The following is a 14,035-nucleotide window of genomic DNA, read 5'->3' on the forward strand; positions in this document are numbered from 1 at the left end:
CCGGGCCTGTTTTCCGCAGGGGTGGCATCCATCGGGCCGGGCCCGGTGGCTTTGGTTTTCTGATCTTCAGGGACGTTTCGTATGCGTATAGCCATGATCGGCACCGGCTATGTCGGACTGGTGTCCGGAGCCTGTTTTTCCGAATTCGGCACCGAAGTGGTGTGCGTGGACAAGGACAGCAGCAAGATCGAACGGCTGCACCGCAACGAAATCCCCATCTACGAGCCGGGTCTTGATGATCTGGTCGCCCGCAATGTCGAGGCCGGGCGCCTCAGCTTCACCACCGACCTGAAGGCGGCGGTGAAGGATGCGGATGCGGTCTTCATCGCCGTCGGCACCCCGACCCGCCGGGGCGGTGGCCATGCCGACCTGTCGTATGTTTATGCCGCTGCCCGTGAAATCGCTGAGGCGATCACCGGCTATACCGTGATTGTCACCAAGTCGACCGTGCCGGTCGGTACCGGCCGGGAAGTGGAGCGGGTGATTCGCGAGACCCGCCCCGACGCCGATTTCGATGTGGTGTCGAATCCGGAGTTCCTGCGGGAAGGCTCTGCCATCGAAGATTTCATGCGGCCCGACCGTGTGGTGATCGGGGCGGAAACCGACCGCTCCCGCGAGGTGATGCGGCAGCTCTACCGCGCTCTGTTCCTGATCGAGACCCCGATCATGTTCACGTCGCTGGAAACCAGCGAACTGACCAAGTATGCCGCCAACACTTTTCTGGCGATGAAGATCACCTTCATCAACGAGATCGCTGATCTGTGCGAAAAGGTTGGGGCCAACGTACATGACGTTGCCAAGGGCATCGGGCTGGATGGCCGGATTGGCAAGAAGTTCCTACATCCGGGGCCGGGGTATGGCGGATCGTGCTTCCCCAAAGACACCATGGCGCTGGTGCAGACCGCGCAGGATGTCGGCGCACCGCTGCGGATTATCGAGACGGTCGTCGATATCAATGCCAAGCGTAAGCGGCAGATGGCTGACCGTATCATCGCTTTCGCCGGCGGGGATGTGAAGGGCAAGACCATTGCCGTGCTTGGCCTGACCTTCAAGCCGAATACCGATGATATGCGTGATTCTCCCTCCCTCGATATCGTGCCTGCGCTGCAGGCGGCGGGGGCCACGGTCCGGGCTTATGACCCGGAAGGGATGCACGAGGCGGCCAGACTGCTGCCGGGTGTGGTGTACTGCAAAGATGCCTACGAAGCGATGGACGGGGCTGATGCCGCCGCCCTGATCACCGAGTGGAACCAGTTCCGCAACCTGAATCTGACCAAGATGAAGGCCCTGCTGAAGGAACCGGCGCTGATTGATCTGCGCAATGTCTATGCGCCGAAAGATATGGCGGCGGCGGGCTTCCGCTATGAAAGCATCGGACGTCCGACACCGGTGCGCTAAAGCGTTGTTCCGTTTCCGGACGGGGGCTGGCCGGATCTCCGGTGGCCCCCGTTCGTGTATCCGGAGCCGGTGAGCCGGAACATTGCCGTTCGTGCCCCATTTCCGTTAGGGTTATCGGGCCTGCGCACCGCGTGGGCCACAAAAACCGGGATTACAGGAAACTGCCATGCGTATTGTCGCCACCACCCCTTTTGACGGTCAGAAGCCGGGCACGTCCGGCCTGCGGAAGAAAGTCAAAGTGTTCGCCCAGCCGCACTATCTGGAAAACTTTGTGCAGGCAGTGTTTGACACCCTTGGGCCGGTTCCGGCAACGGCGGTTCTGGTGGTTGGTGGCGATGGCCGGTATCACAACCGCACGGCCATTCAGACCATTCTGAAAATGGCTGCGGCGCATGGGTTTGGCCGGGTTCTGGTCGGGCAGGGCGGGATTCTGTCAACACCGGCGGCATCGTGCGTGATCCGGAAGTACGGTGCTTTTGGCGGACTGATTCTGTCTGCCAGCCACAATCCGGGGGGACCGGACGAGGATTTCGGCATCAAATATAACTCCGGCAACGGCGGTCCGGCCCCGGAAAGTGTGACCGATGCTATTTATGCCCGGTCTCTGGCCCTGACCGAATACCGGCTGATTGAGGCGGAAGATGTCGATCTTGACCGCATCGGCGAGGTACGGTTGGGGGCGATGACCGTGCAGGTGATTGATCCGGTCGCTGATTATGCCGACCTGATGGAAAGCCTGTTTGATTTTGCCGCGATCCGCGGCCTGATTGCGGGCGGTTTCCGTCTGCGCTTTGATGCCATGCATGCGGTGACCGGGCCCTATGCCCGTGAAATCCTGGAACGCCGTCTTGGTGCCCCGGCAGGCACCGTGATCAACGGTGTGCCGCTGGAAGACTTTGGCGGCGGGCACCCGGATCCGAACCTGGTGTATGCCGAAGAGCTGGTGGCCGAAATGTTCGGGCAGAACGCCCCGGACTTTGGTGCCGCTTCTGATGGCGATGGCGACCGCAATATGGTGCTGGGCCGCAACTTCTTCGTGACCCCGTCTGATAGTCTGGCGGTGCTGGCGGCCAATGCGACGCTGTGCCCGGCCTATGCCAAGGGGATTGCCGGGATTGCGCGGTCGATGCCAACCTCGGGTGCGGCTGACCGGGTTGCCGCCCGGCTGGGGGTCCCTTGCTTTGAAACGCCGACCGGCTGGAAGTTTTTCGGGAACCTGATGGACGCCGGAAAAGTGACCCTGTGTGGCGAAGAAAGCTTCGGCACCGGGTCCGACCACGTGCGGGAGAAGGATGGCCTGTGGGCGGTGCTGATGTGGCTGAACGTTCTGGCCCGGCGCGGCGAAAGTGTCGAGGCGATCGTGCGGCAGCATTGGGCTGAGTATGGCCGGAACTATTATTCCCGCCACGATTATGAGGGCGTGGAGTCTGCCGCCGCCAATGGGCTGATAGCCCATCTGCGTGATACGGCTGCCAGCCTGCCCGGAACGGTGTTGCACGGGTATACGGTCGCCATGTGCGATGACTTTGCCTATACCGATCCGGTTGACGGGTCTGTTTCGGCGGGGCAGGGGATCCGGATTCTGTTCACCGACGGCTCTCGGGTGGTGTTCCGTCTGTCCGGCACCGGGACCAGCGGGGCAACCCTGCGGGTGTATGTCGAGCGTTATGAGGCCGACAGCAGCCGTCATGATCAGCCGACCCAGCAGGCTCTGGCAGACCTGATTGCTCTGGCGGGTGATGTGGCACAGATTGCGGCCCGGACCGGGCGCGATGCGCCGACCGTCATCACCTGACGGCTTTATGCCCAGTCATACCCCTGCCCATCATACCCCTGTACAGTCATTGCCCCGGCCGGTGGATCATCGGCCGGGGCAATGTGCTTCTGGTCGGGGAGGCTGAATGCGGTTTTCAGTATAAAGACTGGGCGAAAGGCTAAATCTGCCTTGGCCTGCGGTTGAGAATTTACCGCGAACGCGCTGTCTCACTTTCTGGATAGGATGATGCCTGTCTTGCACCGGGCTGCCCCGTTCCTGCCCGGTGGAGCTGAAGCGCAGAGGATGACATGAAAATCAGCGATATCCCGTTTGCGACCGTGGACTGGCTGCAGGTCGAGGCGACGATCCACCCCGGAGAGGAAGGGTTTGCCCGCTGGCGGACCCGCCAGTTCGGTGACATCCGTGTCCGTATGGTGGACTACTCGCCGGGGTATCTGGCCGACCATTGGTGCAAAAAGGGGCACGTCCTGTTTGTGATGGACGGCGAGCTGGTTACCGAGCTGGACGACGGGCGGGTCATTACCCTGAGGCCGGGCATGAGCTATCAGGTTGCCGACAACGCGGAGGCTCACCGCTCCCGGACTGAGACCGGGGCCCGGCTGTTCATTGTCGACTGACCCCTGATGGTGAGGAAATCCCCCTGCCGCCAAAGCACTGGCAGGGGGAGGGTAACGAAATGTCAGGCCGGGGTCTGGCGTTCACCGTCCCGGAACAGGCCGGTATGCAGAACAGCCTGTTCGGTCCGGACAAATCCCCGGTACATGCCGACAGAGTTGAAGGGCAGGCAGAAGGATCCGTCGTGAGCAACGGCGATCAGGCCGCCGGAGCCACCAACGGCTGCCAGTTCCTGCTCGACCAGTGTGGTGGCGGCATCGGTCAGGGCCTGACCGCCCCAGCGCATCCGCGCATCCAGTTCATGCCCGACAGCGTAGCGGATGAAATATTCGCCATGCCCGGTGCAGGAAACGGCGCAGGTCCGGTTATCTGCCCAGGTTCCAGCCCCGATCACCGGGGTGTCGCCAACCCGGCCCGGCCGTTTGGCGGTCATGCCGCCGGTGGATGTGGCGGCGGCCAGTGTGCCGTGACTGTCCAGCGCCACCGCCCCGACGGTGCCATGTTTGCGGCTTTGGTCGCCATCATCGGCAAGGCCTTTGGCGCGGCGACGCATTTCCGCCTGCAGGGCATCCAGCCGGTTGCGGGTGCCGAACCAGTCGGGCGGGCAGAATTCCAGCCCGGCGTCGCGGCAGAACCGTTCGGCGCCGTCTCCGGCCAGCAGCACATGCTCGGTCTGTTCCATCACTGCCCGCGCTGCCAGCACCGGATAGCGCGGACCGCAGATCGAGGTCACAGCCCCGGCCCGTCGGGCGCTGCCTTCCATCACCGCAGCATCCATCTCATGGCGGGCGTCAGTGGTATAGACGGCACCACGCCCGGCATTGAACAGGGGATCATCCTCCATCACCTGTACCGCAGCGGTGACGGCATCTAGCGCCGATCCTCCGGCGGCCAGAATAGCGTGACCGGCCCGGAGTGACTCCGCAAGACCGGCATGGAAGGCGTCAGCCCGCTCCGGGGTCATTGCCTCGCGGGACAGAGTTCCGGCCCCGCCATGTATCAGCAGGACCGCACGGGAAGAGGACGGGGAAGGCATGAAGGGGAGTCCGCCTGTGTCAGAGAAAAAAGGGATCAGGACTGCTCGCCGCCATACAGAATGCGGCGCAGCACCGGCACCGTGACCGGGCGCTTTTCAGCAAGGGACAGGGTGTCTGCGGCGGCGACCGTGCGGTACGCCGCCTCGAAGCTGCGGTCCATATGGCGAAGCAGATATTCAACCACTTCCGCGCCGACCTTGATCTGACGGTCGGCAAACAGCTTGACCAGAACCCCGGCAATCACCGGATCATCCGGAGCCCCGATTTCCGCCGCCGGGGCAGCCTGCAGGCGGCTGCGCAGATCGGGCAGGGCGATGTTCCAGCGGCTGGCCGGCCTCCGGGCTGTCAGCAGCACCGATTTTCCGGCATCGCGGGCGGCGTTGTAGAGATGGAACAGGCCGGTTTCATCGCTGACCCGGTCGGCATCGTCAATCACCACGGCCGGGGCGGTCAGCAGCGCGGGCGGATCAAGCCGCAGGCCGGGGTCGCCGGTGACGATCCGGGCCCCGCTGGCGGCGGCAAACACATGGGCAAGATGGGTCTTACCGCATCCGGCGGGTCCCCACAGCAGCAGCACCGGGGCAGGCCAGTCCGGCCAGCGGTCCAGCCAGCCGAGGGCAACGGCACTGTGATCAGCGACCAGAAAATCATCCCGTCCCAGGGCGGGGCGGTGCCCGAACGGCAGGGGAAGCTGGATCTGCGTCATGGTTCCGCCCCGGTATCATCCGCCAGGCCGCCGTGATAATAGGCGCTGTCGCGGTAGCGCTTCAGAAAGTGGCGAACCATAACCCCGATTACCGCCGCCACCGGGACCGCCAGCAGGATGCCGACAAAACCGAACAGGGTGCCGCCGGACAGCAGGGCAAAAATCATCCAGACCGGATGCAGGCCGACCCGTTCCCCGACCAGCCATGGCGACAGGAAGTTGCCTTCAATGAACTGTCCGGCCACAAACACGGCCCCGACCAGCACAATCGGCAGGGTGTCAGAAAACTGCGCCAGCGCCAGCCCCATCGACACCACAAAGCCCAGAACGGTGCCGACGTAGGGGATGAAAGAGATCAGCCCCGCTGACAGCCCGACCACCAGCCCCAGATCCAGCCCGACCAGCGTCAGGCCAATGGCATAAAAGGTGCCGAGGGCAAGGCAGACGGTGGCCTGCCCGCGGACAAACCCGGCCAGAACGCTGTCGGCTTCTTTCGCCAGCATACGGATGGTGTCGGCGTGGCGGCGCGGCAGCAGGGAATCGATCTGCCCGACGATCCGGTCCCAGTCCCGCAGCAGGTAAAACGACACCACCGGGGCGATGACCAGCAGCGACAGCAGATTGACCAGTGCCAGACCGCTGGTCAGCACCTGCCCCAGCAGGCCGAGGAACCATGAGGCCCCCTGACCCATCATGCCTTTGGCACTGTCGGTCAGGCTTTGGATCTGGGCCTTGGGCAGAATTTTTGCTGCCTGCTTCCACAGTGGGGCGATGCGGTCTTCAATGGCATGCAGGTAGTCAGGCACCCGGTGCAGGAAACCGACAACCTGGGACTCGATGGCAGGGGCCAGAACCAGCAGGATACCGGCGACCAGCAGCAGGAACAGGGCCGTGATGCTGGCGGTTGCAAGAGTGCGCGACAGGCGGCGCCGTTCCAGCGCATCGGCCACCGGATCCAGAAAATAGGCAACCGCCGCCCCGGCCACAAACGGCAGCAGCACTGACCGCAGCAGATAGACGCCGATCAGGGTGCCAAGGATCACTGCCGCCCAGAACAGGGCGTGCCGCTCAAGGCTCGGCAACGGCGAATCCTGCGGATCGGGATCCGGCACAGAGGGGGGCGGAGTGGTCATGGCAGGGGCACACCGTGTTTACAGGGGTGGCAGGGTTTACAGGGACGGCAGGGTTTACAGGGGCGGCAGGATTGGCAAGGTGCCGGGATGGCCTTAAAAAAGCAACCGGCCCGGCAGCTTACTGGTAAACCCCGGGCCGGAAAAGCAGATTACGGCCCGGGGCAACACCCGGGGCCACAGCGATACCACTACTGAATGACGACGGTTGACGGCTGGGAGGGGGACGGCTGGGGGGCTGCTGCCGGGGGGACCCCTCTGGTCATGACCCAGCGACCGGTGCCGTCATCGGCAAGGATGATGCCGTTCTCAGCCATGGCATGCACCAGATCAGCCGCCGCCCCGCGATGGGTGACGCTGACCACGGCTTCCCGGTTGGTCAGGCTTTGCAGCGACCAGCCGCTGACAATCTGCTGCGACAGGGCCTGACGCACGGCCAGCCAGTCGGTCAGGCCGCCGGGCAGGGTGACGGTGATGGTCAGCGAGCCTGAGCCGATCAGGGACACGGCGGAGCCCGCCTGCGTCCGCCACTGGGCATCCAGCCAGTCGGCGATGGTGTCGCTGGCGGCATCCAGCGCGGCGGTCAGGCTGCTGGTCACCGGGGCGGCGACGCTGCCCAGCGACTGGAAGGTGCCGCCGGGTCTGGCGAGTGACAGGTCGATTTTCCGGGTCTGCCCGTCACCGGACAGCACGGCTTTCACCACGACCGCATCTTCGGTGTGATACCGGCGCATCAGGGTGGCGAGGCCGGTCTGGTCCAGCGCCAGCGCCTTGGTGGCGTCCAGTGCGGCGATATCGCTGAGATCGCCGGATGGCACCACCAGCGGGGTCAGGCCAGAGCGGGGGCGCCCGGACCAGACCGCTTTCCACGGGCTACGCTCATCAAACAGCTGGGGCTGGGCATCCGGGGCAGGCTGAAAAATCGGCAGCACCACCATCGGCTTGGCCGGGGTGTCAAACACCGGCAGCCCGGCAGCCTGCAGCCGCTTTTTGGCGGTGTCGGGGAAAAAGCTGACGCTGATGGTGCCGACATAGCGGACGGAGGATGTCTTTTCATTCTCCACAGCCACACCCAGTACCAGCGACGGCAGCTCGGCATCCGTCGGTGCGCTGACGGAGTCGCGGGCCTGCGGGCCGGACAGCCGGGCCGCCAGCTGCCGGAAAGCGGCCTTCTGCCCTTCGGCGACGGCTTTTTCACGGGCCTGCACAGCATTCCCGGCGGTCGCATCCACCGGAACCCCGGTTATGGTATAAACCGCCATCAGATCGGCGGAATTGCTGGCGGGCGCGGTCAGCGCCGCCATCTGCGCCCGGGCCGGGACCGTTCCGGCAAAGGCAGACAGGGCGGAAACCGCGACAAAAACGCCTGCCAACGCGGCCATCCGGCGCGGCGACATGGCAACGGGCGTTGCAATGCCGGAGCGTTGCAGTATGTTCCCACCCGAGAAGGCCATGCCTCCCATCTTCAAACCACCGAACCAGCGCGAGGGCGCCATTGTCTACTCCTTCAAAGACCACCGGACTCAGCTACAAGGATGCTGGCGTTGACATTGACGCCGGAAACGCTCTTGTGCAAGCCATCAAGCCGCTCGCCAAAGCAACCGCGCGCTCCGGGGCCGATTCGGCCCTTGGGGGGTTCGGCGGTCTGTTTGACCTGAAAGCGGCGGGTTTTAAAGACCCGATCCTCTGCGCCGCCAACGACGGCGTCGGTACCAAGCTGAAAGTGGCGATTGATGCCAACCGTCACGATACCGTTGGTATCGACCTCGTGGCGATGTGTGTCAATGATCTGGTGGTGCAGGGGGCAGAGCCGCTGTTCTTCCTCGACTACTTCGCGACCGGCAAGCTGGATGTGGCGCAGGCCCGCGATGTGATCGCCGGGATCAGCGAAGGCTGCCTGCAGGCAGGCTGCGCCCTGATCGGTGGCGAAACCGCTGAAATGCCGGGCATGTACAAGTCCGGCGATTACGATCTGGCCGGGTTTGCGGTCGGCGCTGCCGAACGCGGTGAGATGATCGACGGCAGCACCTGTGCTGTCGGCGATGTGCTGATCGGTCTGGCCTCCACCGGGGTGCATTCCAACGGGTATTCGCTGGTGCGCCGCATTGTCGAACGGTCCGGCCTGTCTTACGACGCCCCGGCCCCGTTTGCCCCGGAAAAGTCGCTGGGCGAAGCCCTGCTGACCCCGACCCGGATTTATGTGAAGAGCTGTCTGGCCGCCATCCGTGCCGGTCATGTCAAGGCGCTGGCCCACATCACCGGCGGTGGCTACACCGAGAATATTCCGCGTGTTCTGCCCGACGCGGTGGCCGCCGATCTGGATGTCAGCGCCCTGCCGCTGCCGCCGGTGTTCCGCTGGCTGGCTGAAACGGGCGCTATTGCGGCCCCGGAAATGGCCCGTACCTTCAACTGCGGGACCGGGATGGTCGTGGTGGTTCCGGCGGACCGGGTCGAGGCGGCGCTGGCCGTCTTCGCTGAGCATGGCGAAACTGCCCGGGTGATCGGTCGTCTGGCCGACCGCAACGGCGGGGAAGCCGTGCGGATGGATGGTCTGGCCGAGGCCTGGGGTCTCTGATGGCCGCCGGCAAGCTGCGGGTCGGGGTTCTGGCGTCGGGGCAGGGGTCTAACCTTCAGGCCCTGATCGACGCCTGTGCCGACCCGTCCTTTCCGGCGGAGATTGTCCATGTGCTGTCCAACGTCGAAGGGGCCTATGCGCTGGAACGGGCCCGGCGTGCCGGGATTCCCACCGCGCTGATCCGGCACCGGGAGTATTCCAGCCGGGAAGCCTTTGACGCCGCCGTTGATGCCTGCCTGCGTGAGGCCGGGGTGGAGTTTGTCTGCCTTGCCGGGTTCATGCGGCTGCTGTCAGAAGGCTTTGTCCGTGGCTGGGACGGACGGATGATTAACATTCATCCGTCACTGCTGCCGTCTTTCAAAGGGCTGCATACCCATGCTCAGGCGCTTCAGGCCGGGGTGAAGGTGCATGGCTGCACCGTTCATTTCGTCCGTCCGGCGCTGGATGATGGCCCGGTGCTGGCGCAGGCGGCGGTGCCGGTGCTGCCTGGTGACAGCGCCGACCTTCTGGCAGCCCGGGTGCTGGAGCAGGAACACCGGATCTATCCGCTGGCCCTGCGGCTGATTGCTGAAGGCCGGGCCGTGGTTGACGGGGATGTGGTGCGGATTGATGCCCCGCATGCTGGTCAGGCACTGGTCAATCCCGTGGCCCCGTAACGCCACGGAAGAACCGAAACTGAAAATCCCCTGCCGGAAGGTCCCGGCAGGGGATTTTGTTGTGCTGAGACCGGCGGATTAGGTTCCGGCGCTGGCGCGGGCAAAGTCCCAGTACAGTTCCCGGGCTTTGCGGTACAGCGGGCCGATGGCGTATCCCCGGTCCTCCACCCGCAGGCAGGGCTGCACTTTGGCGTAGTTGCCGGTCGAAAAAACTTCATCGGCCTGCAGGACATCGGTGAAGGTGATGGAACGTTCCTGCACCTCGACCCCGGCCTGCCGCAGCAGTCCGATGATCCGCTGCCGGGTCAGTCCGTTGAGGAACGTGCCATTGGGGACAGGAGTATGGACCACGCCGTTTTTGGCGAAAAACAGGTTGGTGTAAGCGAATTCGGCGACGTTGCCGGAGGGGTCAGGGACCACGGCGGTGTCAAAGCCCTTGTTATGGGCTTCGACCACGCAGCGGGTGACATTGGGGTACAGGCAGGCGGCCTTGGCCTCGGTCGGGGCCATGTCGCGGGCAGGGCGGCGGTAGCTGGACAGGCAGGCGGTGAAACCGGCGTCTTCCGGTGGCATCGGGGCATCAAACAGGCACAGGGCAAAGCGGGTGGATGCCGGGTCAGGCACCAGCATACCGTCTTCGCCCCAGAACACCGGCTTGATGTACAGGGTGCTGTCCAGACCGGCCCGGCGGATCCCTTCCCATGCCAGTTCGGCAATTTCCGCGCCGGTCAGCATCGGCCGCAGCCCCAGAACGCGGGCTGACCGGACCGCCCGTTCGCAGTGGGCGATCAGGTCGGGGGCCATCCCTTCAAAGTACCGGGCTCCGTCAAAAACAGAGGATCCCAGCCACACCGCATGACTGTGGGGACCCAGCAGACCGGGGTTGCCGAGGTGCCAGCGGCTGTCGGCATAAACAAGCAGCGGCGCTGAGGAAGGGGAAACACCGGACATCGGACACCTGCCTTGCTGGATTTTTTGGGTGTGGCGCAGCATCGTGCTGCTGTCTGGATCATCACCGTATTTTGGAGAATCAGGATAAGCAGGGTGGGTGCCGTTTGTCCAATCCTGCTGAAGAACCAGATGGTTCCGGTGCCTTGCCTGTCACCGGCACGCGAAAAAAAACACCCCGCCGGGGGCAGGGTGTTTTCAGATCAACGGTCTCTGGCGGTGCCGGATATCAGGATTTGCGGCGCATGTTCAGGCGTTCGGCGGCGTCGAGAACGGTTTTCACCGCGCGGTCGGAATCATCAACCATTGCCCGCAGGTCGGTGATGTAACGCTTCATGGTGTTGGCAACGGTCCGGAATTCCGGCTCATAGCGCCCGGCACCGGCGGCTTCGATCGCGATATTGGTGGCAATCCCGTTGGACTGCTCGGCGATACGGCGGATGGTCTGGGCGTGAACGGAAATCTGCTTGGCATGTTCGGCCAGAGAGGAGACGACATCGTCGTCGGTGTCGCTCTCGTCGCTGGCACCTTTGGCCAGATCCTGCGCCTTGCCCTGCAGGGTGTGCATGTCTTCCTGCACCCGGTTGAGCTGGCTGACCAGCTGGCGGGTGTACTGAGTCAGCGCCCGGACGGCAACACCGGCGGTTCCGGCGCGCCCGGCGGCCAGTTCGGCATTCAGCGACAGGATGCGCATGTCTTCCGACAGTTCGCGCAGACGGACAAAGGCGTGCAGGGCCGTGTCGCACTGGGTGAACATGTCGGCGACGGCACTGTCAAACCGGGACTGGGATCCGGACGAGACAGCCGGGGCAGTCGTTACAGTGTCTTGAGTGTCATGCATTCCGGTACCACCCCAGTTTTTTTGATGGCGGCCGCCGGGATATGGATCTGTCCCCTGTCGGCGGCTGTACGATTGGCCAAACGTTGCGTGGCAAAGGATCCCGCCGGATTGACCGCGCGACCGGATTAATTGCCGGTCTGCGCAGTTTCCGCAGCCCCTTCCCTGTGGGCCGGATAACCCCTGCTTCATGAAGAATAATCTGCCGCGATGCCAACGCAACACAAATGACGGCTCCGCCGGATGAATCTTTCCGCAGACCGCTTAAAAATCCGTCCGCAGACCTATGACGGGTCTGTGAACGTTTGATTGACCGGTGTCAGGGACAAAGGTAATCAGAGTGATACGTGCCGCGTGCGGCCCAGAGCAGGACGGAATCCGGCGGACGACAGTCCGGGGATCCGCTGCCGGAGAAGCCGTCGGGCCACAGGGGAAGAACTGGTGCCGGAAAGCCGATGACATCACACCCGGATACTCCGGACTCTGCCGGTTCCGGCAGAAAGCCGACCGTTGGGCCGACAGGCGGCTCCGGCAGCGGGGCCCCCCGCCGGGGCTCTGCACCGATGCGGACCTGGCGGGTTCTGTTCCGCGATATTCTGGCGCTGGCCGGTCCCTTCTGGCGGTCGCGTGACCGCTGGAAGGCTATTGGCTGGACCGTTGCGCTGGTGATCCTGACCATTGGTCAGGTCTCGGTGCCGGTGGCCCTGAATGTCTGGAGCGAGCGGCTGTTTGACGCACTGGAGCAGCGTGCCTTCCCGATGTTTGTCACCCTGATCGGGGCACTGCTGCTGATCATTGGCGGCAATGTGATGATTGTGGCCCTGCACCTGCGCACCAAGCGCCGCCTGCAGGTGGCCTGGCGTGGCTGGCTGTCGCGGCGGCTGCTGGATGAATGGATGGCGGCCGGGCGTCATTATCAGGCTACCCTGATTGAGGGGGAGCATGACAACCCCGATGGCCGTATCGCCGAAGACATCCGCATCACCACGGAATACGCGGTCGATCTGGCCCATTCCCTGCTGTACTCGGTGTTGCTGCTGATCAGCTTCACCCAGATCCTCTGGACCCTGTCAGGGTCGCCGGAGATCACCCTGTTCGGAACCGATCTGTACCTGCCGGGGCATCTGGTCTGGGTGGCGCTGATCTATGCCACCGTCGGGACCACTGTCGCGTTTTTCCTTGGCCGTCCGCTGGTCCGGGCGGTCAACCGCCGCCAGACGGATGAGGCGAACTTCCGGTTCGGTCTGGTGCATGCCCGGGAAAACTCTCTGGCCATCGCGGTGCTGCACGGCGAGCCGGATGAGCGCCGCCGCCTGAACCTGCTGTTCCGCGGGGTGTCGCGGGCGTGGGACCGTCAGACCGGGGCGCTGACCAATATTTTCTTTTTCACCGCCAGCTGGTCGGTGCTGTCGCAGGTGTTTCCGGTGCTGATCGCGGCCCCGCGCTATATTTCCGGGGCGATTACCCTTGGCGGTCTGATGCAGACGGCGCAGGCGTTTCAGCAGATGATCGCGGCGCTGTCGTGGCCGATCGACAATCTGTCGAAAGTGGCGGAGTGGCGGGCCTCGGTGGAGCGGGTGCTGGGTCTGCATGATGCCATGCTGGCCCTGTCCCGCCGGAATATGGTGGCGGAAGGCCCGACCATTTCCCTGCGCCGCACGGCTGAGCAGGTGTTCGGTTTTACCGGCCTTGAGGTACAGGAGCCCGATGGATCTCTGGTGATTTCCGCCTTTGACGGGCAGATCGGGCCGGGACAGAAGATGCTGATCACCGGTGATCCGGGGATGGTCAACAAACTGTTTAAGGTCGTGGCCCGTCTGTGGCCGTGGGGGCGCGGACGGCTGGATCTTCCCCAGCGGGAGGAGCTGTTCTTCATGCCACAGCGCCCTTATCTGCCGATTGGTGACCTGCGGGCCGTGGTCTGTTACCCGATGCCACCCGAGCATTATGGCGATGAACAGATTGTTGAGGTCCTGCAGCGGGTCGGTCTGGAAGATCTGATCCCGTCACTGGGGACGGAAGCAACCTGGGAAAATGTGCTGGCGGTCGGTGATCAGCAGCGCCTTGGCTTTGCCCGGCTGCTTCTGACCCGTCCGCGCTGGATCTGCCTGCAGGATGCCACCGACGGCCTTGACCCTGATGCCGAGCATACGATGATCCGTATTCTTCAGCGGGAGTTCCCGAAAGCCGGTCTGCTGGTGATGGGGCGTCCGCTGCCGCTGGATGGTGGCTTTGACCGGATTCTGACCATCCTGCGGGTGAACAGCCATGCGGAAGTCACGGAGACACCGGTGGTCCATACCGTGCCATTTGGTCAGTGACAGACCTGAGGGGAGAGATGACAAAAAAACCGGC

At 63.9% G+C, this 14,035-nt stretch carries 12 protein-coding genes; 6 read left to right on the forward strand and 6 right to left on the reverse strand.

The features are described 5' to 3' along the window. The first annotated feature begins 81 nt into the window (after positions 1–81). The 3 genes from G365_RS0105825 (at position 82) to G365_RS0105835 (ending at position 3,792) form a co-directional block, all read left to right on the forward strand. Complete coding sequence (locus G365_RS0105825; protein WP_026345131.1) at positions 82–1,398, forward strand: UDP-glucose dehydrogenase family protein; 1,317 nt, start codon at positions 82–84, stop codon at positions 1,396–1,398. Between the two features lie 166 nt (positions 1,399–1,564). Next, positions 1,565–3,193 carry an alpha-D-glucose phosphate-specific phosphoglucomutase gene (locus G365_RS0105830; protein WP_019644569.1) on the forward strand — a complete coding sequence of 543 codons (1,629 nt, stop codon included), beginning with the start codon at positions 1,565–1,567 and terminating at the stop codon, positions 3,191–3,193. Between the two features lie 269 nt (positions 3,194–3,462). Beyond that, the gene (locus G365_RS0105835; protein ID WP_019644570.1) at positions 3,463–3,792 is read left to right on the forward strand and encodes a DHCW motif cupin fold protein; all 330 of its coding nucleotides are present in this window, start codon (positions 3,463–3,465) and stop codon (positions 3,790–3,792) included. A 62-nt stretch (positions 3,793–3,854) separates the two neighbouring features. Here G365_RS0105835 and G365_RS0105840 read toward each other — a convergent pair whose 3' ends face one another. The 4 genes from G365_RS0105840 to G365_RS24220 form a co-directional block, all read right to left on the reverse strand. Further along, the gene (locus tag G365_RS0105840) at positions 3,855–4,826 is read right to left on the reverse strand and encodes an isoaspartyl peptidase/L-asparaginase family protein (protein ID WP_019644571.1); all 972 of its coding nucleotides are present in this window, start codon (positions 4,824–4,826) and stop codon (positions 3,855–3,857) included. Between the two features lie 35 nt (positions 4,827–4,861). Further along, entirely contained in the window at positions 4,862–5,533 is a 672-nt protein-coding gene (locus G365_RS0105845) for an HdaA/DnaA family protein (protein ID WP_019644572.1), read from the reverse strand. Continuing rightward, positions 5,530–6,666, reverse strand: coding sequence for an AI-2E family transporter (locus G365_RS0105850; RefSeq protein ID WP_081628458.1), 1,137 nt, complete (start codon positions 6,664–6,666; stop codon positions 5,530–5,532). Before G365_RS0105850 ends, G365_RS0105845 begins: the two co-directional genes overlap by 4 nt. 188 nt (positions 6,667–6,854) lie before the next feature. Next, complete coding sequence (locus G365_RS24220) at positions 6,855–8,159, reverse strand: DUF2066 domain-containing protein (RefSeq protein WP_026345133.1); 1,305 nt, start codon at positions 8,157–8,159, stop codon at positions 6,855–6,857. Here G365_RS24220 and purM point away from each other — a divergent pair. Further along, on the forward strand, positions 8,159–9,238 hold the full coding sequence (purM, locus tag G365_RS0105860; protein WP_026345134.1) for a phosphoribosylformylglycinamidine cyclo-ligase: 1,080 nt from the start codon (positions 8,159–8,161) through the stop codon (positions 9,236–9,238). The two genes, G365_RS24220 and purM, sit on opposite strands and share 1 nt — an antisense overlap. Further along, positions 9,238–9,894, forward strand: a complete 657-nt coding sequence (gene purN / locus G365_RS0105865) for a phosphoribosylglycinamide formyltransferase (RefSeq protein WP_019644576.1) — start codon at positions 9,238–9,240, stop codon at positions 9,892–9,894. Before purM ends, purN begins: the two co-directional genes overlap by 1 nt. Before the next feature lie 78 nt (positions 9,895–9,972). Here the strand turns inward: purN and G365_RS0105870 are convergent, their stop codons facing one another. Together G365_RS0105870 and G365_RS20525 are read right to left on the reverse strand one after the other, a co-directional pair. After that, a complete protein-coding gene (locus tag G365_RS0105870) occupies positions 9,973–10,845 on the reverse strand; it encodes a branched-chain amino acid aminotransferase (protein WP_019644577.1) in 873 nt (290 codons plus the stop codon). Between the two features lie 226 nt (positions 10,846–11,071). Next, positions 11,072–11,683, reverse strand: a complete 612-nt coding sequence (locus G365_RS20525; protein ID WP_155976150.1) for a methyl-accepting chemotaxis domain-containing protein — start codon at positions 11,681–11,683, stop codon at positions 11,072–11,074. Between the two features lie 560 nt (positions 11,684–12,243). Here G365_RS20525 and G365_RS0105880 point away from each other — a divergent pair. After that, positions 12,244–14,001, forward strand: a complete 1,758-nt coding sequence (locus tag G365_RS0105880) for an ABC transporter ATP-binding protein/permease (protein WP_169545054.1) — start codon at positions 12,244–12,246, stop codon at positions 13,999–14,001. Positions 14,002–14,035: the final 34 nt, after the last annotated feature.

It is taken from the genome of Novispirillum itersonii subsp. itersonii ATCC 12639, from assembly GCF_000381985.1.
GTDB classification, from domain to species: domain Bacteria; phylum Pseudomonadota; class Alphaproteobacteria; order Rhodospirillales; family Rhodospirillaceae; genus Novispirillum; species Novispirillum itersonii.